At 69.2% G+C, this 26,559-nt stretch carries 19 protein-coding genes; 4 read left to right on the forward strand and 15 right to left on the reverse strand.

What is annotated here, in order from left to right; genetic code table 11:
- Positions 1–98: 98 nt before the first annotated feature.
- The 9 genes from pglW to SACXIDRAFT_RS07270 form a co-directional block, all read right to left on the reverse strand.
- The gene (gene pglW, locus SACXIDRAFT_RS07240; protein ID WP_006237872.1) at positions 99–4,499 is read right to left on the reverse strand and encodes a BREX system serine/threonine kinase PglW; all 4,401 of its coding nucleotides are present in this window, start codon (positions 4,497–4,499) and stop codon (positions 99–101) included.
- Positions 4,500–4,609: 110 nt separating this feature from the next.
- On the reverse strand, positions 4,610–5,272 hold the full coding sequence (locus SACXIDRAFT_RS23815) for a DUF3558 domain-containing protein (protein ID WP_083840078.1): 663 nt from the start codon (positions 5,270–5,272) through the stop codon (positions 4,610–4,612).
- On the reverse strand, positions 5,199–5,678 hold the full coding sequence (locus tag SACXIDRAFT_RS22300) for a hypothetical protein (protein ID WP_232285266.1): 480 nt from the start codon (positions 5,676–5,678) through the stop codon (positions 5,199–5,201). The genes SACXIDRAFT_RS23815 and SACXIDRAFT_RS22300 overlap by 74 nt, the downstream gene beginning before the upstream one ends.
- Positions 5,679–5,800: 122 nt before the next feature.
- Positions 5,801–6,598 carry an exodeoxyribonuclease III gene (locus tag SACXIDRAFT_RS07245; RefSeq protein WP_006237878.1) on the reverse strand — a complete coding sequence of 266 codons (798 nt, stop codon included), beginning with the start codon at positions 6,596–6,598 and terminating at the stop codon, positions 5,801–5,803.
- A gap of 88 nt (positions 6,599–6,686) precedes the next feature.
- Positions 6,687–7,007 carry an SH3 domain-containing protein gene (locus SACXIDRAFT_RS07250; protein WP_006237879.1) on the reverse strand — a complete coding sequence of 107 codons (321 nt, stop codon included), beginning with the start codon at positions 7,005–7,007 and terminating at the stop codon, positions 6,687–6,689.
- Between the two features lie 101 nt (positions 7,008–7,108).
- On the reverse strand, positions 7,109–8,119 hold the full coding sequence (locus tag SACXIDRAFT_RS07255) for an XdhC family protein (protein ID WP_006237882.1): 1,011 nt from the start codon (positions 8,117–8,119) through the stop codon (positions 7,109–7,111).
- Entirely contained in the window at positions 8,116–10,503 is a 2,388-nt protein-coding gene (locus SACXIDRAFT_RS07260; protein ID WP_006237883.1) for an aerobic carbon-monoxide dehydrogenase large subunit, read from the reverse strand. The genes SACXIDRAFT_RS07255 and SACXIDRAFT_RS07260 overlap by 4 nt, the downstream gene beginning before the upstream one ends.
- The gene (locus SACXIDRAFT_RS07265) at positions 10,500–11,042 is read right to left on the reverse strand and encodes a (2Fe-2S)-binding protein (protein WP_006237884.1); all 543 of its coding nucleotides are present in this window, start codon (positions 11,040–11,042) and stop codon (positions 10,500–10,502) included. The genes SACXIDRAFT_RS07260 and SACXIDRAFT_RS07265 overlap by 4 nt, the downstream gene beginning before the upstream one ends.
- Before the next feature lies 1 nt (position 11,043).
- Positions 11,044–11,943: an FAD binding domain-containing protein gene (locus SACXIDRAFT_RS07270; RefSeq protein WP_006237885.1), complete on the reverse strand. Its 900-nt coding sequence runs from the start codon at positions 11,941–11,943 to the stop codon at positions 11,044–11,046.
- A 106-nt stretch (positions 11,944–12,049) separates the two neighbouring features.
- On the opposite strand from SACXIDRAFT_RS07270, the gene SACXIDRAFT_RS07275 reads away from it, so the two are divergent.
- Positions 12,050–12,988, forward strand: a complete 939-nt coding sequence (locus SACXIDRAFT_RS07275) for a LysR family transcriptional regulator (RefSeq protein WP_006237886.1) — start codon at positions 12,050–12,052, stop codon at positions 12,986–12,988.
- A gap of 179 nt (positions 12,989–13,167) precedes the next feature.
- Here SACXIDRAFT_RS07275 and SACXIDRAFT_RS07280 read toward each other — a convergent pair whose 3' ends face one another.
- From SACXIDRAFT_RS07280 to SACXIDRAFT_RS07290, 3 genes are all read right to left on the reverse strand, one after another.
- Positions 13,168–13,830 carry a GyrI-like domain-containing protein gene (locus SACXIDRAFT_RS07280; protein ID WP_006237887.1) on the reverse strand — a complete coding sequence of 221 codons (663 nt, stop codon included), beginning with the start codon at positions 13,828–13,830 and terminating at the stop codon, positions 13,168–13,170.
- Positions 13,831–13,989: 159 nt separating this feature from the next.
- A complete protein-coding gene (locus SACXIDRAFT_RS07285; RefSeq protein WP_006237888.1) occupies positions 13,990–14,634 on the reverse strand; it encodes a hypothetical protein in 645 nt (214 codons plus the stop codon).
- A 60-nt stretch (positions 14,635–14,694) separates the two neighbouring features.
- Positions 14,695–15,918 (reverse strand): NADP-dependent isocitrate dehydrogenase, encoded by a 1,224-nt coding sequence (locus tag SACXIDRAFT_RS07290; RefSeq protein WP_006237889.1) that lies wholly within the window; start codon positions 15,916–15,918, stop codon positions 14,695–14,697.
- Between the two features lie 251 nt (positions 15,919–16,169).
- Here SACXIDRAFT_RS07290 and SACXIDRAFT_RS07295 point away from each other — a divergent pair, with 251 nt between their 5' ends.
- Positions 16,170–16,358 carry a DUF1918 domain-containing protein gene (locus SACXIDRAFT_RS07295; protein ID WP_006237890.1) on the forward strand — a complete coding sequence of 63 codons (189 nt, stop codon included), beginning with the start codon at positions 16,170–16,172 and terminating at the stop codon, positions 16,356–16,358.
- A gap of 755 nt (positions 16,359–17,113) precedes the next feature.
- On the forward strand, positions 17,114–18,343 hold the full coding sequence (locus SACXIDRAFT_RS07300) for an MFS transporter (protein WP_006237891.1): 1,230 nt from the start codon (positions 17,114–17,116) through the stop codon (positions 18,341–18,343).
- A 523-nt stretch (positions 18,344–18,866) separates the two neighbouring features.
- Here the strand turns inward: SACXIDRAFT_RS07300 and SACXIDRAFT_RS07305 are convergent.
- On the reverse strand, positions 18,867–19,178 hold the full coding sequence (locus tag SACXIDRAFT_RS07305) for a DUF3017 domain-containing protein (protein WP_006237892.1): 312 nt from the start codon (positions 19,176–19,178) through the stop codon (positions 18,867–18,869).
- Positions 19,175–20,029: a bifunctional methylenetetrahydrofolate dehydrogenase/methenyltetrahydrofolate cyclohydrolase gene (locus tag SACXIDRAFT_RS07310; protein WP_040922080.1), complete on the reverse strand. Its 855-nt coding sequence runs from the start codon at positions 20,027–20,029 to the stop codon at positions 19,175–19,177. The genes SACXIDRAFT_RS07305 and SACXIDRAFT_RS07310 overlap by 4 nt, the downstream gene beginning before the upstream one ends.
- A gap of 577 nt (positions 20,030–20,606) precedes the next feature.
- Here SACXIDRAFT_RS07310 and SACXIDRAFT_RS07315 point away from each other — a divergent pair.
- A complete protein-coding gene (locus SACXIDRAFT_RS07315; protein ID WP_083840196.1) occupies positions 20,607–23,114 on the forward strand; it encodes a TNT domain-containing protein in 2,508 nt (835 codons plus the stop codon).
- 26 nt (positions 23,115–23,140) lie between these two features.
- Here SACXIDRAFT_RS07315 and SACXIDRAFT_RS07320 read toward each other — a convergent pair whose 3' ends face one another.
- Positions 23,141–26,503: an error-prone DNA polymerase gene (locus SACXIDRAFT_RS07320; protein ID WP_006237896.1), complete on the reverse strand. Its 3,363-nt coding sequence runs from the start codon at positions 26,501–26,503 to the stop codon at positions 23,141–23,143.
- Positions 26,504–26,559: the final 56 nt, after the last annotated feature.

Genomic DNA, 26,559 nt, shown 5'->3' on the forward strand with positions numbered 1-26,559 from the left:
GACGTCGCGGAACCGTTCAGATCCGGAGTGTAACGACCCAGCAACCGTCCCGGGGCTGGATGAGCCAACCGCCGCCCAACACCACAACCACCGGCGGTTCAGCTCGCCCGATCACACACCCGCAAGCCCTGCACGAACTCCCTGCCCAGTGCCGCCCGCTCCGACTCCGTCAACGCCTCCACCCGCAACCCATCGAGCTGCGGCGCCTCTTCCGCCGACTCACCGGGACACAGCACCCACAGCCCGTGCGGCAGCGCCTCGGCCGACCGCGCTGCCTGCTGCAACCCCGTCAGGAACTCGCGCCCGCCCAGGTCGGCGTAGCGGCCCACCAGATCCGCGTGGTGCAGCAGCAACACCGTGCGCGCCCCGGCCTGGTCCACCAGCCGGTCCCGCAGCCGCTCCCACGCCAGCCGCACGACCCGGCGGAAACCCGGCTTCGGCTCGCCCGTCCTGCCGAAGCGCTCGTCCAGCTTGCGCACCCGCTCCCAGTCCTGGTCGTACTCCACCACCAGGCCGCGAAACACCGCGAGGAACTCGCGATCCACCTGCACCGGCCGCACCGGATACCGCGACGCCAGTGCCTCCGCCGCACCCGGCAGGGCCGTGCCGCGCAACGTCAACGCCAGGAAACCACCCTGCTCCACTGACCTCGCCAGTTTGTCGCGCAGCAGCTCGTGCGGGTCCAGGCCGCCGGGCCTCGGCCCGCCCGAGCTGTCGCGCGTGGTGCTCGACGACGACGCCAGGCGCGAGAACTCCGGCGCAGGCGGGTAGAAGAGCTTCTTCTCCGTGTCGTACTCCAGCGGGGTGCCCGCCGCGCGCAGCGCCTCCTCCAGCCGTACATACGTGACGTCGTCGGCCACCGACACCGAAGGGAACCGCGCCCGCACCTTCGCCAACAGGTCAGCCGGCGCGATACCCGTCTCCCGCCGCACACCCACCGCGGCCTGCGACATCCGCAACGCCCGCACCAGATCCAGCGACCTCGGATACAGCTCCGACCTCGGCGACGCCGCCGCCCGCACCGACATCGCCGCCGCCAGCTCCACCAGCCGCGTGTCCGCCTGCGACGACAACCCCTTCGGCGCCCGCACCGCCCGCAGCTCGCGCACCACCACACCACGGCCCGGCAGCGGGTCCACCATCACCAGCTCGTCGGCCCGCGCGCCCAGCGCCACCGCGTAATCCGCCAGCTCAGGCGCACTCGGTTCGTCCGTTCCCGGCAACGACTCCAGCGCCACCACCACATGCTCACCGCGCCGCAACACCGAGAACCGGGGGCCGTCCTCCGCGCCTTCCCTGCCCTCCTGCTGCCGGTCCCACGCCTCCGTGTCCACCGCCGCGCGCACCACCGCCAACGCCCTGGCCAGAGCGCGTTCCCGCGTGTCCCGCTCCGCGCCGCCATACGCGGCCTTGACGGCGGCGGCCAGCTCATAGGCCGTCATCACCCGCCCCGCTTCGGCGAGCAGCCGCACCACCTCCTCGCGCAGCGCCGCCACCCTCGGCTCGGCCGCCCACGCCGCCATCGCCTTGCGATAGTGCTGCGACACCGTCGCCTGCGTCACGCCGAGGCGAGCGGCGACCTGCGTCTGCGTCGGCCACGACAGCGCGGCAGCACCGTCCTCGCCGCCGTCGTGACCGTCGCGATCCGAGCCCTCCGGCAGTCCCAGCGTCAACCGCACCACATCGGCCTTGCGCGAACCCCGCCTGGCCTTCACCGGCAGCAGCAACGCCACCAGACCGTCGAGCGTGGCGGGGCCGTCACCGGTCTCCGGCGCGGGCCCGTCCGGTTCGGCGCGCCGCAACAGCGCGTGCGTCCACTGCTTGTGCCGCCGGTTCAGCTCGTTGCGCACCACCTTGCCCGCGCCGCGAGCCCGGCTGATCTCATACGGCCGCACCTGCTCCAGCAACTCGCGCACCGTCGTCGCACCCAGCGACTGCGCCAGCGACACCGCCCGAGGACTCAACCCGGCAAGATCGAGTTGAGTGTCCAATGTGGCCTTGTCGGCGTGGGCGTCGCGCGTCGCCTCCAGCGTCGAACCCTCGATACCCACCGTGCCGGGAGTGGTCAGCGGCGCGGCGGTGTCCGCCGAGGTGAACACCTCACGCCAGGCGTCCTCCATCTGCCGCAACGTGTCGAACCGGCGATTCACGTCCCGGTGCAGCGCGCGGCGGAAGAACTCCGTCAACCCGTCCCGCAACGCCGGTTCGAACGCCTCCGCCGCCAGCACCGGTGTCTCGTCGGACGTGGTGCGCGGGTCACTCACCCCGTCACCCCACACCGGACGCTGCCCCGACGCCATCTCGTGCAAGGTCACGGCGGCCGCGTAACGCTCGGCGTGATCGTCGTAAACGGGGCGGCGGCTCGTGCCGAGGAACGGATCGAGATACCCGCGCGTGCCCGCCGCGACATCGCGTTCGGACACATCGGCCAGCGAGAAGTCGAACAGCATCAACTGCGTCGAGCGGTCGGCCCTGCGGTAGATGCCGAAATTGTCCGGCTTGAGATCCCGGTGCCGCACGCCCTTGCCCGCGAGGTGATCCAGCGCGGTGAACAGGTCACGACCGTAACGCTCAAGGTTGTGGTAGGTGAGCTTGCCCTCCGCGCGAAGCCACTCACCGAGCGTGGGACCGTCAGGGTCCTGGCCCCCCGCGTACTCCAGGTCGAGCACGGTGCGCCCGCCCACCTCGCGGGGACCGTCGAGCAGCTTCACCACCACGCCGCCGCCGACGAGCGCCAGCGCGCGAGCCTCCGCGTGGAGGCGCTGCGCCTTGTCGTCGTCGAGCGCCACCTTCAGCACCCGCCGCTCGACGGTGTCCGAAGCGGCGGTGTCGGTGTCGGCGGTGTCCACCTTCCTGACCAGCAACGCCCGCGCCGTGGCGCCCGTGCCGAGCACCCGCTCCACGCGCCACTGCTCGTCCACCAACTGACCAGCCGACACGGTGAGCGGGTCCACCACGGGCACCGACGACTCGGGCAGCGACTCCCACTCCGCCGCGTCCAGCCGCTTCAAGAACGCGTCGGCCGAGTCGAGGCGCTGCGCCAGATCGGTGCGGGTGGCGTCGAACACCAGCGCATCGAGTGCGTCGGAGATTCCGTCCGCCACCGCATACGGGTGCAGGCCGTGGCTTTCGGCCAACCGCTCGATGAGCCCGCTGCGCTGACCGGCAGGCGGCCTTCCGGTGAGGATCAGAAACGACACCGCACCCAGGCCGAAAACGTCGAGATCCACCGGGTCGGCGTGCGGGGCGAACTCCGGAGCCAAATACACCTCGGCCGAGTTCGCCAGATGCTCGCGCGTCAACGACGTCTTGCCCACAGTGGACAGTGACGTGGTGTCGAAGTCACGCGCGGCGGCCTGCCAGTCGGTGATCCGCAACACCGGGTCGGAGCCGTCGTCCTTCGCCGACACCCACACCGACCGCGCCGACAGCGCACGGTGGTAGAGGGAGCGGTGGTGCGCGTATTGGACTGCCTCGGCGAGCTGGCGCACCAGATCGAGGCGCGTGTCGATGCTGAGGTTCTCGCCGTGCACGTCGAGGTAGGAGTCCAGGCGCAGATCCGACGCGTCGTGGCGGAAGAGGATCGCGGGGCCGCCCTGATGTTCCCTGATCTGCACGGCCTGCGCGATGCCGCGATGAGTGATGCCCTGCAACACCTGGTACTCGCGCCGCGCCGCCCGCTCCACCGACTGCCGCCGCTCCTCCACGGCCTGCTGCTCGGTGAGGTAGATACGCACCCGGCCCTGCTCGTGCACGAGGCTTGTGCGCTCCGCGAGCCGGTCCTCCCAGGTGGGCCCCGCGTCGAGCACCTCGTTGGCGAGCACCCAATCGTCGCCGAACCGCAGGTGAGCCACGGAAGCCCGGATGCCGATCCGCTCCAGCAGTCTCGGAAGCACATAGCGGGAGAATTCGGGGCTGATGCGCTGCTGCTCCCGCTGCGGCGGCCGTGACAGCAGGTCACGCCAAATCCAGTCGAGGCCCTCGACCTGCTCGTCCCTGCCGTAGACGCGGGTGCGCTGCACCTCGTCGAGTTCCGCCACCAGACCGGGTGCGGACAGGAAGATCGCGGGCTCGATGCGGGGAATCCGGCCGGAAAAGTGGTTCTGTTTGGCCGCCCATTCCAGGCGGCCCTTGAGTTCCTTGCACTTGAGATCGGTGAGGTGCAGCGGGTTGCGCAGCGTCCGGGGCCGCCGCACGCCCTCCCTGAAGAAACTCCACGTCTCGCCGCTGTTCACCACACGTCCGGTGTGACCCTTGAGTTCCAGCAAGTAAAGGCCACCGGGAACGGCGATCAGCAGATCGCACTCGTTGACGCGGCCGGACGCCGCGGTGAAGGAGAACGTCGCCCACGCGCGATACGGCTCGGCCTGCGGCATCAACCTGCGGATGTGGTCGAGCCCGTCCTGTTCCCAGGGATACGGAGACGTCCGCTCCTGACGCCACCTCTCGACCGGAGGCGGCGGAGCGGGCTTCGGAGCCGGGCCCCGGCCGTCGGACATCGGCGCACCTTCCTCCCGGATCACAGCGACGCGGTGATCCTACCGCCGTCACCGCGCGGTGGCGGTCAGTAGCGATCAATCCGCGCGCCCCGACGTCACGGCCCGCGCGGCTACGAAGGAACGTCAGGCAAGCGGGGCTCGACCAACCGGGCAACATCCTCAGCAATCGGGCAGGTCACATCCACGCTGGGCAAGCCGTTAACACTCACATCAATGCGCGAAGAGTCGTCAATTTCCATGGCAACGGTGCAGTCCCCGACACTCATGTTCGCCGACTGGACAGCATTCCGTTCACCCACAGCGGATTCGGTTACTTTGCCGCCCGCATCGGCCACGCTTTCAATCCCCTGCGAATCTCTCACGTTGAGTGCGACAACGAAACCTTGATGCCCACCCCTGGCGCTCCGCTGGTAAACACAGGACCGCGCTCCCCCAAGCTCCCTCCTGCCTGCGTCAATGAACTCTCCATGTGGTTTGAGCTCCTCGACAGAGAGCAACTCGCACGGGTCAACGGACAAGCTGAGCGACTCTCCCGGCGCTGGTTCTACCGATCCGGAACTTTTTTGCTGTTGGCTCGACTCAACTCGTGGCTCCGCGCTTCCATGCTCCGTAGCGGAACAGCCGACGAGACCAAGCAAAGCCAGTGCAGAAATTGCGACCTTACAGAGAAGGTTCATCGGATGCATGATTGTCAAGACCTCAATCTCGCGACAACGAATCTCGCGCTTCTTCTTCCTGCTCCTGATATCTTCCAGAAGCAATCCGAAGTGCATCCCGACTACGTTCGAGAATCACTCGAAGCTGCTTCAACGCAAGGCGCGCCGAACCGTCTCCATTCGCCGATTTGTGCAGGTGCTCAGCAGCAAGTTTGCCGTAATCATGGTTTCCGAGATTCGGCGCGTAGTCGAAGGCAACAAGTTCACTGTCGAGTAGGTTCACCCTGTCGATGAATTCTTCCATCACCTCGATGAGCGGGTCAGCTGCTTCTTTCGTGACAGTGAAGCCACCGGACTTAGCCGAGGCGACCAGCCGATCGGCGGAGCGGGTTACCTCCATCATCGATTCGACGCCCATCGACTTCTTCAGGGCCGACACTGCACTCACTAAGGACCCGCCAGGAGCCACCGAAGCAGCGCCGGTCGCAATCTCCATGGGATCAGGCATGATCTCCCCAGCCACCGTCGCGGAACCGTTCAGCTCCGCAGTGTAACGACCCATGCTCCGCTTCGAAGCGGGTTCCGGGAACTGCTACACACGCTGCCGTAGCTGACTGCGCACTACACCGTCGCGGCCCCTGCGCCTCATACGTCGTACGTCGCCGTCAGCGGCGCGTGGTCCGACCAGCGCGCGTCGTAGCTGGCCGCGCGCTCCACCACCATCGACGTGCAGCGCTCGGCCAGGCCCGGCGTGGCCACGTGGTAGTCGATGCGCCAGCCGGAGTCGTTGTCGAACGCCCTGCCCCGGTACGACCACCACGTGTACGGGCCGGGGCCTTCCGGGTCGAGCCGGCGTTGCACGTCCACATAGCCGAGTTCGTCGAACACCCGGCTCAGCCACGCGCGTTCCTCGGGGAGGAAACCCGAGTTCTTGCGGTTGGTCTTCCAGTTCTTCAGATCCAGCTCGGTGTGGGCGATGTTCCAGTCGCCGCACACCAGGACTTCCCGGTTCTCCGACGCCGCCTTGTCGCGCACCGTTTCCAGATACGGCAGGAAGGCCGCCATGAACCGTTCCTTCTCGTCCTGCCTCGGCGTGCCCACGTCACCGCTCGGCAGGTACAGGCTCGCCACGACCACACCGGGCAGCCACATCTCGGCGTAGCGGCCGCTGTCCTCGAACTCCGCCTCGCCGAAACCGATGCGCACGCTCTCGGGTTCGACGCGACTGTAAAGGGACACGCCGTTGCGGCCCTTCGTCGCGGACGGCGCGTGCACGGTGTGCCAGCCGCTCGGCTCCCGCAACTCGGCGGTCAGGCTGTCCGGCTCGGCCCTCACCTCCTGACACGCCACGACGTCGGCGGGCGTGGTGGCGAGCCACTCCGTGAAGCCCTTCTTGGCTGCGGCCCTCAGGCCGTTGACGTTAACGGTGGAGACGGTGAGCACGCCTCGCAGGCTACCCCGGCACCCTCCCGCAGCGGCCTGGCGCGGGAGTGGTGGGCGGGCGAACTCACAACCCCTGCCCCGGCCGTGTTCAGTCGCAGTCGGCGCCGTCCACCGGTTTCAGGTAGTCGTCGGAGGCCCACTCGCCGTCGCCGATCTTGCGGAAGCCGTCGCGCGTCTCCGTGGTGGCGTCGATCTCGGCGTCCTGACGTAGCTTGCCGACCACGTCGTGGTCACTGCCCGGCCCCGACCGCACGTTGAGGACGTCGGCCGTGACGACGACCGTGCACGCCGCCCGCTGTTCAGGGGCGCCGCCGTTCTCGGCGTCGGATCTGCGTTGCTCCGCGCCCGTCGTGTAGATCACCGCCAGACCGAAGGCCACGCCGACGACGATCAGACCTCGCTTCAACACGCCAACACTCCTCGCGCGCGGCGACACGGACTGCCCTGGAGACTAGGGAGTTCGCGGGCGCTGTGACAGACCCGTGCGGAGGAACCCGCGTCCCACACCACTCACTGAGCGTGAACCGCACCGGTGGTGGCGTAGCGCGCGGGATCGGCGGCGAACGTCTCGGCACACCCCGAGCCGCAGAAGTAGTACGGCTGCCCCTCGTGACTGACGTGCGGCGTGGACGGGCTGACAGCGACCGTCATCCCACAGACCGGGTCAACAGCCTCGACGACCTCAACGGCTCCAACGGCTGAGCCTGCCCCGGCGGCGTCAACAGCCTCGGCGGCTTCCACAGCCTCGGCACCGCGCGACGATCCGGCGCGCTCAGGTCCGGACGGCGAACGGGCTCGCCGTGAACGGGTCGCCAGCAACTCCGCGTACACCGACAATGCGATCTCCTGCGGGGTGCGGGCGCCGAGGTCGAGCCCAGCAGGGGTGTGAATGCGGTCGGCACCCGGTTCGCCGAGGTCGGTGAGCACAGAGACCACGGCACTACCCCGGCGCGGGCTCGCCACGAGCCCGACATAACCGACCCCCGCCCGCAACGCCGCGGCGAGCACGCGCTCCTCGTCCCTGCCGTGAGAGGCCACCACGACGGCCTCGGTGGCGGCGGCGAACTCGGGATCTGCCCCACAGGAGCGCACGTCGTAGCCGAGCACCTCACCGACCTCCGCCAGCGCCCTCGCGATGGGGGACTCCCCGAACACCGCCACCAGCGGCGGAGGCAGCCTCGGTTCGAGGAAGATGTCCACCGCGCCGCCGGAAAGACACGGGTTCGCCACGGTGATCGTCCCCTCGTCGTCGGCGCCCGCCGATACGGGATCGGGTGTCACGCGCAGCACAGCCGCCTCCCCCGACGCCAGCGCCCGCAGCCCCTCCAGTCGCACGGTGGACTCGGTGCACACCCCGCCGACGAAACCCTCCACGGTGCCGTCGGGCAACACCAGCGCGCGATCACCCGGCGTCGCGCTCGTGGGCCTTCGCGCCCGCACCACCGTGGCGAGCACGAACGGCGTGCGCTGCGCGTGCAGTTCCTCGGCACGGGCGAGCAGTGTCCGCGCAAGGTCGCTCATGTGATCGCCATATCCGTGCGCAGCGGCCTGCCCTGCATGGCCCGCCACACCACGGCGGGGGTCATCGGCATGTCCACGTGGCGCACCCCGTACGGCTTGAGGGCATCGACCACCGCGTTCACCACGGCGGCCGGTGACCCGACCGTGGCCGACTCACCAACGCCCTTCGCGCCGATCGGGTGGTGCGGCGACGGCGTCACGGTCTGGCCGAGCCGCCACGAAGGGCATTCCATCGTGGTCGGCAGCAGGTAGTCCATGAACGACCCGCCGAGGTGGTTGCCGTCGGAGTCGAAGGCCATGACCTGCATGAGCGCCATGCCGATGCCGTCGGCGAGCCCTCCGTGGATCTGCCCTTCGACGATCATCGGGTTGATGCGGACGCCGCAGTCGTCCACGGCCACGAAGTCGCGCACCGTCACCTGGGCGGTGTCCGGATCGACGTCCACGACGCACACGTACGCGCCGAACGGATACGTCAGGTTCGGCGGGTTGTAGACGGTCTCGGCGTCGAGGTGGCCTTCGACGCCCTCCGGCAGTTCCAGATCGGAGTGCGCGGCCATCGCGATCTCGGCGATCGTCGTGCCCGACGTGGGATCGCCCTTGACGAAGAACCGGCCCTTCTCCCACTCCAGATCGCCCGGATCGACCTCCAGCATCGCCGAAGCCACCAGCCGGGCCCGCTCCCGCACCTTGCGGGCCACCACGGCTGTCGCCGCACCCGACACCGGGGTCGAGCGGGAGCCGTAGGTGCCGAGGCCGTACGGCGTCTGGTCGGTGTCGCCGTGGACGACGTCGATGTCCTCGGGCGGAATGCCCAGCTCCTCCGCCACGATCTGCGCGAACGTCGTCTCGTGGCCCTGCCCCTGCGTCTGCACCGAGAGCCGCAGCACCGCCTTGCCCGTCGGATGCACGCGCAGCTCGGCGCCGTCGGCCATGCCGAGTCCCATGATGTCCATGTGGCTGCGCGGTCCCGCGCCGACCGCCTCGGTGAAGAAGCTGACCCCGATGCCCATGAGTTCGCCGCGTTCCCGGCGTCGCTGCTGCTCGTCGCGCAACTCGTCGTAGTGCGCGAGGTCCAGCGCCGCCCGCAGGGCGCGCGGGTAGTCACCCGAGTCGTACTCCCAGCCCGTGCTGCTGCGGTACGGGAACTGCTCGGGCCGCAGCAGGTTGCGCATCCGCAGCTCGGCCGGGTCCATGCCGAGCTCGTGGGCGAGCACGTCCACCATGCGTTCCACCAGGTAGACGGCTTCTGTGATGCGGAACGAGCAGGCGTAGGCGACGCCGCCGGGAGCCTTGTTCGTGTACACGCCGGTGACCTCGCAGTGCGCCGCGCGCAGGTCGTAGGACCCGCTGAACACGCCGAAGAACCCGGCGGGGAACTTGCTCGGCTGAGCGGTGCCGTTGAACGCGCCGTGGTCGGCGAGCACCTTCACCCGCACTCCGAGGATCGTCCCGTCGCTTGTCGCCGCGATCTCGCCGTGCATGTGGTAGTCGCGGGCGAACGACGTGCTCATGAGGTTCTCGGAGCGGTCCTCCACCCACTTCACCGGTTTGCCGGTGACGATCGAGGCCACGATCGCGCAGACGTACCCGGGGTAGATGCCGACCTTGTTGCCGAAACCGCCCCCGATGTCGGGAGAGATCACGCGGATCTTGTGTTCCGGAAGGCCCGCCACCAGCGCGTACAGCGTGCGGTGGGCGTGAGGCGCCTGCGTCGTCGTCCAAATGGTCAGCTTGCCGGTGACCGGGTCCATGTCCGCGACGGCGCCGCACGTCTCCATGGGCGCCGGATGCACGCGCGGATAGATCATGTCCTGGGTGGCCACGACGTCGGCGTCCGCGAACACCCCGTCGGTGGCCGCGCGGTCGCCGGTCTCCCAGTCGAAAATCCGGTTGTCGGTGCGGCCTTCGAGGTCGTCGCGGATCACCGGGGCGTCGCTGTCCAGCGCCCGGCGCGCGTCCACCACCGGCGCGAGCGGCTCGTACTCGACGTCGATGAGTTCGAGCGCGTCGCGAGCGGCGTAGCGGTCCTCGGCCACCACGAACGCGACCTCCTGGCCCTGGAACCGCACCTTGTCCGTGGCCAGCACCGCCTGCACGTCGTGCGACAGCGTGGGCATCCACGCGAGATTCAGACCCTGAAGCGTCTGCCCCGTGATGACGGCCCTCACCTTCGGGTGGGCCTGCGCCGCGCTGGTGTCGAGGGAGACGATCCGCGCGTGGGCGTGAGGGCTGCGGAGCACGGCGCCATGCAGCATCCCCGGCAGCACGACGTCGTCAACGTAGCGGCCGTGGCCGCGCAGGAACCGTTCGTCCTCCTTGCGCGGCATGCTCCCGTGCCCGACAGGGGTCGTGCGCTGCGCGGGGACATCCGTCGTGGTCATGTCTGCACCTCCGAACGCTGCTGCGGGGCCGGGGTGGGGCCGCCCTGTTCGGGAATCGCGTCGGAGACGGCCGACGCGGCTGCCTCGTGTTCGGCCGCCCACCGCACGGAACGCACGATGTTCTCGTAGCCGGTGCAGCGGCACAGCTGGCCGGACAGCGCCTCGCGGATCTCCTCCTCCGACGGCGTGGGGTTGCGGTCCAGCAGCCAGCGGGAGGTCATCATCATCCCCGGTGTGCAGAACCCGCACTGGAGTCCGTGTTCGGCGCGGAAGCCCTCCTGCACGGCGTCGAGCCCCTCCGAGGTCGCGAGCCCCTCGACGGTGCGGATCTCGTGGCGGTCGGCCATCACCGCGAGCACGGTGCACGACTTCACCGGAACGCCGTCCATGAGCACCACGCAGGCGCCGCAGTTCGACGTGTCGCAGCCCCAGTGCGTGCCCGTGAGGCCCAGTTCGTCGCGGAGGAAATGCACGAGCAGCAGCCGGGGCTCGACCGAGCGGGTGTAGGGCTGGCCGTTGACCGTGACGGTGATCTCCATGTCACTCCTCCTGCTCGCGGGGATCGCGATGAGCCTGCCTGCCGCGCCAGCGGTCCACGGCCCTGCGCAGCACCCTCGTGGTGAGGGTGGCGGCGAGGTGGCGCTTGTAGTCGGCGGGGCCGCGCTGGTCGGCGATGGGCGAGCAATGCTCGGCCGCGATCGCGCCCGCCTGCTCGAAGCGCTCGTCGGTGGCGGCCCCTCCGACGAGGTACTCCTCGGCCGCAGGGGCTCCGAAGGAGGGTGCGCCGACGGCGGTCAGCCCGATACCCGCCCACGTGATGTGACCGTCGTCCAACCGCAGCGCCGCACCCGCCGACGCCACGGCCCAGTCGCCGGAGCGGCGTTCCACCTTCGCGTACGCCGAGGCGGACGAGCGGATCGGCACGCGCACCGCCACCAGCAGCTCGCCCTGGTCGAGCACGGTTTCGTAGGGGCCGGTGAAGAACTCCCGCACACGGACCGTGCGGGAGCCGTACGGTCCCTGGATCAACGCCTCGGCGTCGAGCGCCACGAACGCGGCGGCGAGGTCCTCGGAAGGGTCCGCCTGGCACAGCGAGCCGCCGACCGTGCCGCGATTGCGCACGGCGGGGTCGGCGATGACGCGCTCGGCGTCGTGCAGGATCGGGAAATGCTCCCCGACCACGGGCGAGTCGAGCAGGTCGGCGTGCCGCACGAGCGCCCCGATGGTGACGGTGTCGCGGTCGAGGCCGATCCGGGACAGCTCCGTCACCTCGTTGATGTCCACCAGCGCCTCGGGCTGCGCGAGGCGCAACTTCATCATGGGGATCAGCGAGTGCCCACCCGCCACCACCATGCTGTCCTCGCCGAACTTGCCGAGCAGGTCGAGCGCATGCTCGACGCTGGTCGCCTTCTCGTACCGGAACTGCGCGGGCACCTGCATACCCCCAGGCTGTGCCCGGGTCGGCCACGGGGCAACGGCGCGATAAGCGACGCCTTAATCCGATCGGCGTTAACCTGGCGGTGTGTCCGGCGTCACTCCGTCGCGTATGACACTGGGTCAGCTCAGCGCCTTCGTGCTCGTCGCCCGGCTCGGTTCGGTGACCGGCGCCGCCAGGGCGCTCGGGGTCAGCGAACCCGCCGTGTCACAGGCGTTGAGCGCGTTGCGGCACCACCACGGCGACCGGCTCGTCGTCCGCACGGCACAAGGCATGACGCTGACCCCCGCAGGCCGACGGCTCCTGCCCATCGCCTCCCGCATGGTGGAGCTGGGAGCCGACGCCGAAGCGGCCGTCCGCAGTGCGGGCGGCGCGCCCGAGCCGCTGCGGCTGGCGCTCACCAGCACACTCGCCGAATTCGTCGCGGGACCCCTGCTCGAAGCGTTCGGCAGCCGCTGCGGCGACACCGTCGAGGTCTCCTCAGGGCTGGCCACGGCCGAGCAGATGGCCGCACTCGTCAGCCACCACCTCGCCGACGCCGCGCTGGGGCCCGCGCTGCCGGACCCGGAACTGGAGAGCGTTCCCGTGTTCCGCTGCTCGCTCGTGGTGGTCGGACCGGCCGGGGCACGCCACGTTCGTGATCCTTCGGCTTGGCCGTGGCTCGTCGGGCCCTCCGGCGCGGAGGCGGGCAGCGACGTGACCCGGCTGCTGCGGGCGTTGCGGGTGCCCGACGAGCGTGTCCAGGTGTTCTCCAACGAGGCCGCGTCCTGGTCGGCGGCGTCCGACGGCGGCGGGGTGTCGATCGCCGTGGAACACCTGGTGGCGCCGCTGGTGCGGCGGCGCGAACTCACCGTCCTGCCCACCCCGGCGACCCCGATGCCCCTGTGCTGGCACATCACCACCCCGGCGCGGCAACGCTGTTCGGCGGCAGCCGCGTCACTGCGCTACTTCCTCGGCACCCCGGCGGCCATGCAGGTCATGCGCAGGCCGGGCAATGGCGTCCCGCCGTCCCGGTTCCGCCCTCCAGTGCATGTGACGATCTGGTCGTGAGCATCGGCACCGGCCGGACGTGGTTGTCGTCGTGGCGTTCTGGGAGACCCTCCGGCGATTCGCACCGGCATGCGAGAAGGTCCTCGGTGTCGCGGTGGGGCCGCGATCTCCGCCCCGGTCGGGGAAGGTCCTGCTCAAGCGCGTGGAACCCCCTCACCTCGAAGCCGGCGTCCGAGGCGTCACCCCCTCTCTCCGCCGGGCGGCGGATCGGCCCGCTCCGCTTCGACGACCGGCTGCCTCAGGATCGTGCGGAGCTTCTCCGGCGCGACCCTGCGGAAATCGCTGAGATAGATCTCGTGGTGCTTGCCAGCCATCGACAGCCCGTTGGCCGGGATGAACTCGTGGTGCATCCGGTCCAGCACATCGGCCTCGTCGTCGAAGGAACCGACGTGCAGCGTCTGCACACAGCGTCCCTCGGACAGCGTTTCGAGGCGCACGTCGCGCAGGCGCGCCGGGGCGCTTTTGGCCTCGACCTTCTCGACGGCGTCGGCGAACATCGCCTCGTCGATCCAGTCTGGCACCATGATCATGAGCGTCCAGTCCCATGTGGACTTGTCGCGAGCCGTCGTGAACCTGTCCATGTCCCGCGCCCACCACAGCCCCTCCAGTGGCATCACCACGTAGTCACGACCGAGGGCCAAGCTGGCGAACTTCAGCGTGTAGGCCAGCGGGTAGAGCGTCTCGATCGCCTCGGCGAAGGCGGGTGAGGTGTTGGGATCACCATGGCCGTCGATCATGAGGTACCGCAGATCGGGCACATCCACGACGCGGAACGTGCCCCGCCTCGCCCGGTAGGCGTCGATCTCCCGCTTGAAGTCGATCTTGTCGGTCTTGTTTGTCATGGGGCATCAGAACTCGCGCGGCGAGCCACAACCTTTCCGGATCGGCTGCTCGGAAACGACCCGAAACCGGGTCACGACATCGATATCGCACGGCCCCGACAGAAAGCCGAACCGCCGGGGCCGCGGATCGCCGAAAAGGCCCGTTCGGGGCGCCACCCGTCAGCCGTGAGCAGGCGAAGGGACGCCGGAACCGTTGGCGCCGGGTGCCCGCGCAGCGACGTCGGGCGCGGCGTCGTGCCGCTCGACCCGCCCGCCGAACCGCGCCAGGATCGCGGCGACGTCACCGCGACGCGGGTCGAACGGCGCCGTCGCGTCCCTCCGCTCCTCGGCGAGCGCCTGCGTGAGCCGCCCCGCCGCGCCGAAGCCGGACGTCGTCAGCACGGTCAGCGAACTGATGTTCACGGTCCGGTGGTAGCGGGCGACCACATCCACCCTGCTTCGCGCGACCCCGGACACCCGCAGCAGCCACAACACCGCGCCAACAATCATCTGCGCCACAAGCTCGACGAAGGCGAAGGGCAGCAACACCAGCCAGGCCACCACCACGGCGAAGAACCACACGAGGCCGACCAGCTCCATGACGAGTTCCGCCACGAGTTCCATCAGCGACCTCAGCAACGAGTCCTCGCCGGTGCGGTTCTTCTTCCTGCGGGGACGCCCCGACGGCTTGTCCGGCACGAGCGGAGTCACCCGGTAGCGGGCGTAGTTGCGGATCGGGATGTTGACCGGCTGAACCACCCTCCGCCATGGCGACAGCCTGCGCGTGACGGTCCAGGTGGTCCCTGCCGCGTCCGTGATCTTCATTCGGCTATTCAAAAGCAGAGGCCCCGACCGGCGGTCACCGGTCGGGGCCTCGACGGTCCGTCAGCCCTTGGCGATCTTGTCGGCCAGGTTGCGGTCCAGCGTGGCGAGGAACTCCTCCGTGGTCTGGTACGGCGTGTCCTTGCCGACCAGCAGCGCGAGGTCCTTCGTCATCTTGCCGCTCTCGACGGTCTCGATGACGACCCTCTCCAGCGTGTTGGCGAAGCCGACCAGCTCGGAGTTGTTGTCGAGCTTGCCCCGGTGCTCCAGCCCGCGCGTCCACGCGAAGATCGACGCGATTGGGTTGGTGGAGGTGGGCTTGCCCTGCTGGTGCTGGCGGTAGTGGCGGGTCACCGTGCCGTGTGCGGCCTCGGCCTCCACCGTCCTGCCGTCCGGCGTGCGCAGCACGGAGGTCATCAGACCCAGCGAGCCGAAGCCCTGCGCCACCGTGTCGGACTGCACGTCACCGTCGTAGTTCTTGCAGGCCCACACGTAGCCGCCCTCCCACTTCAGGGAAGCCGCCACCATGTCGTCGATGAGCCGGTGCTCGTAGGTCAGCCCCTTCGCCTCGAAGTCGGCCTTGAACTCCTTCTCGTAGATCTCCGCGAAGGTGTCCTTGAACATGCCGTCGTAGGCCTTGAGGATGGTGTTCTTCGTGGACATGTACACCGGCATGCCACGGTCGAGGCCGTACTGGAGCGACGCGCGGGCGAAGTCCTCGATCGACCTGCGGTAGTTGTACATGCCCATGGCCACACCGCCGCCCTCGGGGAAGTTGGCGACCTCCAGCTCCATGGGCTCGGAGCCGTCCTCGGGCGTGTAGGTGATGGTGACCTTGCCGGGGCCGGGAACCTTGAAGTCGCTGGCCTTGTACTGGTCGCCGTGCGCGTGACGGCCGATGATGATCGGCTTGGTCCAGCCGGGTACGAGCCGGGGAATGTTCGAGATGATGATCGGCTCGCGGAAGACGACACCGCCGAGGATGTTGCGGATGGTGCCGTTCGGGCTCCGCCACATCTTCTTGAGGCCGAACTCCTCGACGCGGGCCTCGTCGGGCGTGATGGTGGCGCACTTGACGCCGACACCGTGCTTGGCGATCGCGTTCGCCGCATCGACCGTGATCTGGTCGTCCGTGCGGTCCCGCTCCTCGATACCCAGGTCGTAGTACTCGAGGTTGATGTCGAGGTACGGGTGGATGAGCTTGTCCTTGATGAACTTCCAGATGATGCGGGTCATCTCATCGCCGTCGAGTTCGACAACGGTGCCCTCGACCTTGATCTTGGCCATGAGCGGGAACGCTCCTCTCGCGGGTCTTCGCGGTTCGTCGGCACTTAGCGGTACAAGCGTACTGGTAGACGTGCGCCACATGGCCGCGCACCGGGGTTACCCAGCGGTAATATCGGATTTTTTCTGAACGCAACACCAGGCTAGCCCGTCGGGTCACCCAGCAGGGTGCAGCTCGGCCAGCCGCTCGCTCGCTCCGACTCGCCCACCTCTCGCCGCGCTCCTACCCTCGGAAAGTGCGGAGGTGGTAGGCGATGCGAGCATCCGTGGGAGACACGATCCGCGTCCACGGGCGAACCGTCGGCGCGGGTGAACAGCAGGGCGAGATCATCGAAGTCCGGGGCGAGCACGGCAAGCCGCCGTACCTCGTGCGGTTCTCCGACGGCCACGAGGGCCTCATGTTCCCCGGCCCGGATTGCGAAGTCGAAGCACACGTCGAGTAACGGCACCCCCTTTGAGAACCCCCGGCCACCCAAAGGCCGGGGGTTCTTCTCTGCACACCGTGTCCGCACTTCCCGCACGCGTGTTGGCACTTCTCGCACGGGTGTTGGCATCGCACGATGCAGACACCCGTACACAAACTGCGGACACGAACCGAAGCGTCTCGTGTCCGCACTTCCTGTACGCGTGTCCGCACCTGGTGCACCCGTGTCCGCACCTGGTGCACCGTGTCCGCACCTGACGCACCCGTGTTGGCGCCTGGTACACCCGATACACCTGGGCTCTTGGTTCACATCCGAGCAGCCTTGCGCACTGCCTGCCTTCGGCACACCGCCAAGGCCCGGCACCACCTGGTGCAAACTCATGTCCGTAACCTGCGGACACGCGCGCGGGAACCACCAACTCGCGCGCAGGAAGTGCGGACACGCCCGGGCTGCTTCCGCGCGAGAACTACGGAACCAGAGCAAATTCTCAGGTTTTGCACACGCGCTGCGGAAATCGTCCTTGTCACGACTAAACCGCATCGTGTCCAGCGTCACGCTCACACGGGATGACATCTGGCCGCCGGCTGGTTGAAACTAGACGTCAGATAGATCCAGCGACGACGGCGTCAGGGGCCGCAACGACCCCGCTGGGTTCTCTGTCTTCCCCCAAAAACTCGGCATACCCGGCTTGCGCCGTAGGACTTGATCGATCCAGTTTCGATCCGTAGCCGCCGAACCCGACCATCTTCCCGCACCACCCCGAAGGGAGTCCCGTGCCCATCGCGCTGCTCGCACTCGCGATCGGTGCCTTCGGCATCGGTACCACCGAATTCGTCATGATGGGTGTGCTGCCCGAGATCGCCCGTGACCTCGGTGTTTCCATCCCCGCAGCAGGCAACTTCATCACCGCGTACGCCCTCGGCGTCGTGGTCGGCGCACCTTTGCTCACCGCCGTCGCGGTTCGGCTGTCGCGCAAGACCATGCTGCTGTCCATGATGGGCGTGTTCACAATCAGTAACGCTCTGTTCGCCTTCGCCCCCAGCCTTGAGGCTGGGATGGCCTTCCGGTTCCTCGCCGGACTCCCCCACGGAGCGTTCTTCGGAGCCGGGGCCGTCGTCGCGGCCACCCTCGCCGGCCCGAAACGCAGGGCGAAGGCCGTGTCGATGATGTTCCTCGGCCTGACACTGGCCAACGTCATCGGCGTGCCGGCGGGCACCCTCCTCGGCCAGCAGGTCGGCTGGAGGGCCACGTTCGGTGTCGTCGCGCTCATCGGCGTCGTAGCTCTCGCCGCCATCGCCAAACTCGTCCCCTACCAGCGCCCGACCTCGAACACCTCGCTGCGCGGCGAACTCAGCGCGTTCCGCAAGCCCCAGGTGTGGTTCGCGCTCGCCATCGTCACATTCGGGCTCGGCGGCGGCTTCGCCAGCCTGAGCTACGTGGCCCCCGTGCTGACGGACGTGTCCGGGTACGACGGCACCAGCGTCACGCTCCTGCTCTCGCTGGCCGGGCTCGGCATGACCGTCGGCAACGTCCTCGGCGGCAGGCTCGCCGACCGGTTCCCGCTGCCCGGTCTCTACGGCGCGCTCACCGCTCTGGCCGTGCTGCTGCTGACGTTCACCGTCACGGCGAACAGCAAGATCGGCGCGGCCGTGACGCTGTTCCTCGTCGGCATGGCGTCGTTCATGGTCGGCCCAATGATGCAGGCCAGGATCATGGAGAAGGCCGGTGGCGCGAAGTCAATGGTGTCCGCCGCCGTGCAGTCGGCTTTCAACATCGCCAATTCGATCGGCGCCTACCTCGGAGGTCTCGCCATCGCCGGTGGCTTCGGCCTCGTGTCCCCCAATGTGGTTGGTGCCATGCTGGCCGTCGTCGGCATCACGCTGACAGTGGCGTCCAGCCTCTTCGACCGCAGGCGGACCCCCGCCCCCGCCCCTACGGTCGAGGACGACGAGCCCGACATCGCGCTCGTCCGGGTGTCCCGGCCCGAACCCGTCGCGGCGTGATTCCCCTGTACACGTCGTGAACCGCCCGGCAAGGGGCGTTTCGGCCATCCCCCCGTCATGGCCGAGACGCCCCTTCCGGCGTTTCGGGCACGTTCTCGGGAAACATCCGGCGCCGGAACTCCCGGAAAGCGCCACACCATCGCCGGCACCGAACCGCTGAGGAAGTCGGCAGCCTCCTTCGTCAACGGGTCGCGATGCGGCCGTGGCAGACCGAAGACATGGCGCGAGACGAACAGTGGGATCACGTTGACGACCGGCGCCACGGCACCGACGGCGAAGAACAACGCCGCCTCGTGCGGCCGTTTTCGACCGCCCCTCCGCCGAAAGCGACCACTCGCGGTTGCCGCACAGACGACGCGATCATCAGCACCAGGATTTGCGATACCTTTGGCCGTCGTGGGCTGCTCCACTAGCACCGCGATTGTCGGCAGGTCCCGAAAACCGCGTTGTCGATGACGAACGTGGACGCGCCGACGGTGGCGAACCCGACTCGGCATCCCTGCCCGCAGGCCCAGCCATCGGTTCAGCGCAATGGTCCACCGGTGATCGTCAGTGCGACGAACAGGATCAACAACCCGAGCCCCGCGTAGCTGATCACGTCAACGGTTCGCGTCCGGATGGCCAACAGCGTCAGGTTCCGGTGCGCCAGCGCCGCCCTGAGCACCGCGGCCACGAGCAGCGCGCCGCCGATGAGCACAGCGCCCTCCCGCCAGTGATACATCGCGATGCGCAACAGCCCGAATGCCACCAGTGCCAGAACGATGGCGAACGGCAGGTACTCCAGCACCACGCCCGGCGACCTGCGGGGCTTGCGGGTCTCCACGGCGCTGCTCACGGCCGCGCGACCCGCTCGGCGGCCTCGACGACGTTGGACACCAACATCGCCCTGGTCATCGGGCCGACCCCGCCCGGATTCGGCGCGACGAAACCCGCGACCTCCTCGACGCCCCGCGCCACGTCGCCGGTGAGCTTGCCGTCCATCCTCGACACACCCACGTCGAGCACCGCGGCTCCCGGCTTGACCATCTCCGCGGTGATGAGCCCCGGCGAACCGGCTGCCGCGATCACGACATCCGCGCGCCGTACCTCGGCCGCGAGGTCGCGCGTGCCCGTGTGGCACAGCGTCACGGTGGCGTTCACGTCGCGGCGGGTCAGCAGCAGACCCATCGTCCTGCCGACGGTGATGCCACGGCCGACGACGGTGATCTGGGCGCCGTTCAACGGCACGTCGTAGCGGCGCAGCAGCTCGATGATGCCCAGCGGCGTGCACGGCAGGAACCCGGGCTCGTTCAGCACGAGCCGTCCGAGGCTCAGCGGCGCGAGCCCGTCGGCGTCCTTCGCCGGGTCGATGCGGTCGAGGACGGCACCCGAGTCGAGGTGCTTCGGCAGGGGAAGCTGCACGATGTAGCCGCTACAGGCCGGGTCGGCGTTGAGTTCGTCGATCACGGCGTGCAGCTCGGCCTGCGAGATGTCCGATGGCAGGTCTTTGCGGATGGAATTGACGCCGACCTTCGCGCAGTCGGCATGCTTCATCTTCACGTAGGCCTGCGACCCGGGATCGTCGCCGACGAGCACGGTCGCAAGGCCAGGAGTGCGGCCCTGCTCGCGCAGTGCGGACACCCTCGGTGCCAGCTCCGCGAAGATCGCGTCCTTGGTGGCCCTGCCGTCGAGAATCATCGCCGTCACGGCGCTGATTCTTCCAAAGGCCGCCCGCCATCCTGTCGGCCGCCCACCGTGGCCACCGCCACGGCCACCAGCGACCTTCCGGCGTCACAGGGCTGACACCGCCCGCCGTCGCCGGAGCGGCCAGGTCGAGCACACGGAGCCGATGAGCTGCCCTCCACCGAGGCAGGGCCAGCACACCTCGGCAGGGCGAAGCAAGGGGAAGGCCACGACAGCACGCCCGGCGTCGAAGGAGAGACAGCTGCGAGGGCAGCGTCCCCCGAGCTGTCGGCCCGGTGCACCATTGATCCGGCTCTCCGCAGCCAGGCCGGCTCCCGCCCCGACGGCGACGACCAGGCCCGGCAACTCTCGGCGTCGGCCACTCGATCGGAATGACACGTCCGGGGTCCGCCTGCCCGCCAACGGGCACGTTCCGTAGCTGTTACGCCCCGCCGTTGGTCGCTATCCCATTCCGAGGTTGCTTCGATCCGGTGAAATGTGGCGCTCCGCACTCGGTTATCCGGCTCGCAGCCCGTAAGTTGCCGGATGGACCGCGATGATGTGCACATGTGCCGTGCATCAGCGGCGTTCATTGGCCAAGATGTTTGGCGTGGCTCTACCGACCCAGCTGAACGCAACCGAGCAGGACACCCTGGTCAAGCAGATCGGCCTCGCCTTGCTGCGGGCCGCTCCCCGTGACTGGCGCCGGGTGACCGTCGAGTATCGCGCCGTGGGGAGGTACCACGAACTGACAGGCGACGTCGGCCTCGCCGACGGAACCACCCAGGAGTGGGTCGCCACCCACGACATCGCCAGCCTGTTCGGCCGGTTGCGCGCCGGTATGTACCGGGAGGGAAGGGGCACCTGGTTCAACGCCCGCTACCAGCTCGACCACCCTTCGAGTTACAACCTCGAGTACGACAGGGAAGAGCCGGTCTGGGATCTCGCCCCACCGCCCCAGGCATACGCGGACGAGCTGCGCATGTTCCCTCGCTCCGAGGACAACGTGCCCGACTGGCTGATGCGCCGGATGGCGGGGCTCGGCCCTGAACGTCCCGGCCCCCGATTCCGCATGGCCCGCATCTTCGACGGCGCAGGCGCGGGCGGGCGTCCCGTGGTCAACCGGCCCGAGCTGGACGTCGAGGAGCAGGACAGGCTGCTCGACTACCTCGACGGCGCGCCCGTGATCGTGCCAGGCAGGGGATACGACCTCGACCGGCTCGCGGCCAACCCCGAGAGCACCGTGCCCATCGCATTCCACAGTGACGGCCTGTGGATCTGGCCTGCCGCCGTGAACTTCTACCTGCGCGAGTACGGCATCTCCCCCGAACCTGATCTTGTGCAGCACATCCGCGCGAACGGGTTCAGCATTCCCGACGTGCCCGACGCCGTGCGCCAGGCAGCGGCGGCCCACGTCTCCCGTGGTGCCGCGCCAGGGCCACAGCGTCCCGCTCCTCCGGCGCCCGAACCGGAACAGCACGCCGAGCAAGCCGAAGCCCCCCAGCACGCACCAGCCGAGCAGCATCCCGAGCCCGCACCGTACGAGGAAGAGCATCCCGAGAGCGACGCCGAACGCACTCAGCTCGCCGCACCGGTGCCAGCACCTCCACAGGACTTCGGCTCCGAGCGGCAGCACGAGGAGCACGACGAACGGCACCTTGAGGAAAGCGACGCCGAACGCACCCGCATCGCCGCTCCACCGCGCTTCGCCGACGAGGAGGCGACCGGCGAGGACACCCGCTACCACGAGGAGCACTACGACGAGGGCGCCTACGAGGAACAGCGGTACGACGAGGAGTACGAACAAGATCGGTACGGGCAGGAACCGGAGGAACCGTACGAGGAGCAGGCGTACGAGCAAGACGCCTACGACGACCGCGAGTTCCACGACCACCCACCGCGGTCCGAGCGCCCCATCGACGACGCGGCGACCACGTTCACCCCGGCCGCGGCCCTCGACGACGGGCCGCCCACGACCATCACCCCTGCCCAGCCTGCGGCAGGCACCCCTGCCCAGCCGGAGCTCGAACCCGAAGAGCCTCGCACGCCCGAACCCGCGGCCCGCCAACGCGCCGACGACCAAGCTCCCCCCGCGCCCGACTACGACGACGGTCCGCCCACGGAGTACTCGCCCGGCCCGCTCGTCTACGACGAGCCGGTGCTGGACGACCTTCAGGACCGGCTCAGTGAGCTGGGAGTGCCCGCGACGGTCTACCGCATCGGCGAACCCGCCGAGCGCGGCTGGGCGCTGGAGGAAGCCGGTGAGGGCTGGCGCGTCGGCTGGTACGACGACAAGCAACTGACCAGCCCCGCCGTGTTCGGCGACGTGGAGGACGCGGCGGCGTTCATGCTCGGCAAGCTGCTGCTCGCACCCGAGGGTGTGGCGCGGCAGGCACCACCGCAGCGCGGGCCAGGCGGCGCGGTACCACCCCGGCAGCCTGCGCCACCGGAGCGGCAGGCTCCGCCCCAGCCGCCCCAGCCGCCCCAGCGGATCACCGCGACACTGCCCTCCGACGTCGCCACGGGGGCGCGCCCGCCAGGCCCTGCCGAGCAGCAGAGCGAGCAGCGTGGCCCCACCCCGCCGAGGGAGGAACCCCGCAGGCAGCCCGTGCCGCCACAGGCGCAGCCCCCGTCTCCCCCGCCGCCGCAGCAGCCTCAGGGCGGGCCCACACCACCGGCCCCTGCCGCTCCCCGCGAGGCACAGGCCCCGCAGAACGGTCAGGGCGCACAGGGCGGCCAGGGCAAGGGCAACCAGCAGTGGCCCATCCAGCCGATGCAGGGAGAGCCGCCGCTCACGCTGTTCCGGGGCAAGGAGATGCGCGAGCTCCCCGTAGGCAGCGAACTCGACCGCTTCGGCGGGCCGAACGGCAACCTCACCTACGCGGCTGGGACCCCGTTCGAGGAGCGCTCGCTGGTGCCCGAGTGGGTCAACCGCCCCTACCACGTGTATCGCGTGCAACGTCCCATCCGAGCACTGGCGGGTGTGGCCATCCCGTGGTTCAACCAGCCGGGAGGTGGCGCGGCCTACCTGTTGCCGGCGTCGATCGAGGAACTGCTCGCCGACGGCGACCTGATCGAATTGGAGCCCGGCGAGCCGCCGGTGGACTGAACGGCCGAGAAGGGCGTTGCCCGCGGTCACCGGAAGTTCCTCGAGGCCGTGGGCACCCCGAGCGTCAGCCGCTGAAGCCGGTCGGCGCGCAGGCTCACGACCCCGTCCGCGCGCTCGACGACGCCCCGCACCAGCAGGGCGGGACTTGATCGCGCGACCCTGTGGTAGCGCTGCCACAACCCGCTCGTACAGACGACGTTGACCATGCCCGTCTCGTCCTCGAGATTGAGGAACGTGATCCCGCCTGCCGTTCCCGGACGCTGCCGGTGGGTCACAGCCCCGCCGACGAGGACGCGCGTGCCGGTCTCGACGTGTCGCAATCGCTCGGCGGGCACCACACCCAGCGCGTCGAGACGCTCCCGGATGAACTCGGTGGGGAAGCTGCCGGGAGAAAGCCCCGTGGCCCACACATCGGCGACGGCGATCTCCAGGCCGTCCATTCCCGGCAGCATGGGCGCCGCGGCGCCGGGATTGCCGGGAAGTTTCTCCGGCCGCTCCTGCGCCACCGCGCCGGCCGCCCACAGCGCCTTGCGCCGGTCCGCCTCGAAACATCCGAACGCGCCGGCCGTGGCCAGCGCCTCCACCTGCGGCGTGGTCAGCCGAACGCGACGGGCCACGTCGGCCATGTCGAGGAACGGCCCGTGCCGTTGCCGCTCCGACACCAGTTTCCCAGCGGGGCCCGCACCGAGGGAACGCACCGAGGCGAGGCCAAGCCGCACGGCGTGCCCCTGCCTTCCCTCACCCCCCGGCTCCAGGGTGGAATGGGCCAGGCTCGCGTTCACGTCGGGACCGCGCACCGTGACGCCGTGCCTGCGTGCGTCGGTCACCAGCGACTGCGGCGAGTAGAACCCCATCGGCTGCGCCCGCAACAGGCCCGCGAGGAAAGCATCCGGGTGGTAGCGCTTGAAGTAGGCGCTCGCGAACACCAGGTAGGCGAAGCTCAGTGCGTGGCTTTCGGGGAAGCCGTAACTGGCGAACGCCTTCATCTTCAGGAAGATGCGCTCGGCCAGTTCGTGATCGACGCCGTTGCGGGCCGCGCCCTCGTAGAACCGCTGTCGCAGCCGCTCCATCTTCCTGCTCGACCGCTTCGAGCCCATCGCGTGCCGCAGCGCGTCGGCCTCTGCGGCCGTGAAGTCGGCGACGTCGAGCGCTATCTGCATCAACTGTTCCTGGAACAACGGCACCCCGAGCGTCTTGCCCAGCGCGTTCTCCAGCAGCGGATGGTCGTGCTCCCAGGACTCCTTGCCGGTGTAGCGGCGGATGTACGGGTGCACGGAGCCGCCCTGGATCGGCCCCGGCCGGATCAACGCCACCTCGATGGCGAGGTCGTAGAACTTCTTCGGCGCCAGCCGGGGCAGTGTGGCGAGTTGTGCCCTGCTCTCCACCTGGAACACACCGATGGCATCGGCCCTGCGCAGCATGGCGTAGACCTCGTCGTCCTCCAGGTCGAGGTCGGCGAGGTTGATCCGCTCGCCCTTGTGCTCGGCCACGAGATCCACCATGTAGTGCAGCGCCGACAACATCCCCAGCCCGAGCAGGTCGAACTTCACCAGCCCGACCGACGCGCAGTCGTCCTTCTCCCACTGCAGGACGCTGCGCCCCGGCATCCTGGCCCACTCCACGGGGCACACCTCGCTCACCGGGCGATCGCAGATCACCATGCCCCCCGAATGGATGCCGAGATGGCGGGGGAAATCCTCCAGCGAGGCAGCGAGTTCCAGCACGTTCTCAGGAATGTCGTGCTCGCTGGGACTGTGCACCTGACGCAGCGGCCCCCACCTGTCGATCTGCTTGCTCCAGGCATCCTGCTGTCCCGGTGAATGGCCGAGCGCTCTCGCCGCGTCCCGCACCGCCGAGCGGGCCCGGTAGGTGATCACGTTGGCCACTTGTGCGGTGCGCAACCTGCCGTGTTTGGCGTAGACGTACTGGATGACCTTCTCGCGCTGGTCGGACTCGATGTCGAGATCGATGTCCGGGTAACCGTCGCGGTCGGGTGCGAGGAACCGTTCGAACAGCAACCGCCACCGCACCGGATCGACCTTGGTGATTCCCAGTGCGTAGCAGACGGCGGAGTTCGCGGCGGAGCCCCGGCCCTGGCACAGGATGTCGTTGCGTCGGCAGAACCGCACGATGTCCCACACGATCAGGAAGTAACCGGGGAATCCGAGCCGTTCGATCACGTCGAGTTCGTGGTCGAGCTGCCGGTACGCCTCGGGGTTCCGCTCCCGCGGTCCATACCGCTCCGCCGCACCCGCGAATGTGCGTTCCCGCAGGAAGCTCGCCTCGTCGTGCCCCTCCGGGACCTCGAACGGAGGAAGGTCCGGCGCGACGAGGTGGAGTTGGAACGCGCACTCCGTACCCAGTAGGGCAGCCCGCTGCACGGCTCCCGGATATCGGGCGAACCTCCTGGCCATCTCGGCACCCGACCTCAGGTGTGCCGCCGGGCCGGACGGCAGCCAGCCCTCCAGCTCGTCGAGTCCGCGCCGGGCGCGGATGGCGGCAAGCGCCTGGGCCAGATATCCGCGTTGCGGGGTGGCGTAGTGCACCACGTTGGTGGCCACGGTGGGGAGCCCGAGTTCGGCGGCGATACCGGCGAGGACGTCGTTGTGGGTGCTGTCCAGTGGATTCCCGTGGTCGATCAGCTCGACGTGGACGTTGTCGCGCCCGAACCGTTCGACGAGCTGCCGCAGCCGTACCGTCGCCGCGTCGGGGCCGCCGTCGGCGAGGGCACGGCGCACCGCGCCCTTCCGGCAACCGGTGAGTACCACACAGTGGCCCGCGACCTCCTCGGCCACGGCGTCGAGGTCGTAGACCGGTCGTCCCTTCTCGGCCCGGTCGCCCGTCCCCGGGGAACCGTCGGCGGCATCGTGACCGGCGAGCTGACCCGCCGTCACCGCCCGGCACAGGCTCGCGTACCCGTCTTGCCCTTTCGCCAGCAGCAGCAGGTGCTCGCCCTCGGGGTCGGCCACACCGTTCTGCGGCGCGGACAGGCCGAGGCTGAGTTCGGTGCCGAACACGGTGCGCATGCCCACTTCCCGCGCCGCCTCGGCGAACCGGGCCACGCCGTACATGCCGTCGTGGTCGGTGAGGGCGACGGCGTCGAGCCCCAACCTGGCCGCCTCCTCCACGATCTCCTCGGGATGGCTCGCGCCGTCGAGGAAACTGAAGTTCGAATGGCAGTGCAGCTCCGCGTACGGCACGCGGGTGGCCGCGCCTGTGTCGTCGGAGCCTCGCGACGACGCCAGTTCGACGGGACGCACGTACTCCTGCCGCCGCCGGGTCCAGGCGGGGCTGTCGTTGCCGTCGCCGAGGTTGTCGGACGGCTCGATGCGTCCGGCCAGCGCCCGTTCGAGCTCCCGCCACGGCACCGGCGGGTTGTTCCAGCCCATGTCCAGTCGTCCTCGGTTTCTTCCTTGATCTCGTTCCTGATTTCTTTCCGCTCGCG

The organism is Saccharomonospora xinjiangensis XJ-54 (genome assembly GCF_000258175.1).
Classification (GTDB): domain Bacteria; phylum Actinomycetota; class Actinomycetes; order Mycobacteriales; family Pseudonocardiaceae; genus Saccharomonospora; species Saccharomonospora xinjiangensis.

What these genes read in the sequence shown, in the direction of transcription:
- pglW (WP_006237872.1), bottom strand. Translation starts at nt 4,499, where the DNA reads ATGTCCGACGGCCGGGGCCCGGCTCCGAAGCCCGCTCCGCCGCCTCCG.
- SACXIDRAFT_RS23815 (WP_083840078.1), bottom strand. Translation starts at nt 5,272, where the DNA reads ATGCACTTCGGATTGCTTCTGGAAGATATCAGGAGCAGGAAGAAGAAG.
- SACXIDRAFT_RS07255 (WP_006237882.1), bottom strand. Translation starts at nt 8,119, where the DNA reads ATGAGCGACCTTGCGCGGACACTGCTCGCCCGTGCCGAGGAACTGCAC.
- SACXIDRAFT_RS07260 (WP_006237883.1), bottom strand. Translation starts at nt 10,503, where the DNA reads ATGACCACGACGGATGTCCCCGCGCAGCGCACGACCCCTGTCGGGCAC.
- SACXIDRAFT_RS07265 (WP_006237884.1), bottom strand. Translation starts at nt 11,042, where the DNA reads ATGGAGATCACCGTCACGGTCAACGGCCAGCCCTACACCCGCTCGGTC.
- SACXIDRAFT_RS07270 (WP_006237885.1), bottom strand. Translation starts at nt 11,943, where the DNA reads ATGCAGGTGCCCGCGCAGTTCCGGTACGAGAAGGCGACCAGCGTCGAG.
- SACXIDRAFT_RS07275 (WP_006237886.1), top strand. Translation starts at nt 12,050, where the DNA reads ATGACACTGGGTCAGCTCAGCGCCTTCGTGCTCGTCGCCCGGCTCGGT.
- SACXIDRAFT_RS07280 (WP_006237887.1), bottom strand. Translation starts at nt 13,830, where the DNA reads ATGACAAACAAGACCGACAAGATCGACTTCAAGCGGGAGATCGACGCC.
- SACXIDRAFT_RS07285 (WP_006237888.1), bottom strand. Translation starts at nt 14,634, where the DNA reads ATGAAGATCACGGACGCGGCAGGGACCACCTGGACCGTCACGCGCAGG.
- SACXIDRAFT_RS07290 (WP_006237889.1), bottom strand. Translation starts at nt 15,918, where the DNA reads ATGGCCAAGATCAAGGTCGAGGGCACCGTTGTCGAACTCGACGGCGAT.
- SACXIDRAFT_RS07295 (WP_006237890.1), top strand. Translation starts at nt 16,170, where the DNA reads ATGCGAGCATCCGTGGGAGACACGATCCGCGTCCACGGGCGAACCGTC.
- SACXIDRAFT_RS07315 (WP_083840196.1), top strand. Translation starts at nt 20,607, where the DNA reads ATGTTTGGCGTGGCTCTACCGACCCAGCTGAACGCAACCGAGCAGGAC.
- SACXIDRAFT_RS07320 (WP_006237896.1), bottom strand. Translation starts at nt 26,503, where the DNA reads ATGGGCTGGAACAACCCGCCGGTGCCGTGGCGGGAGCTCGAACGGGCG.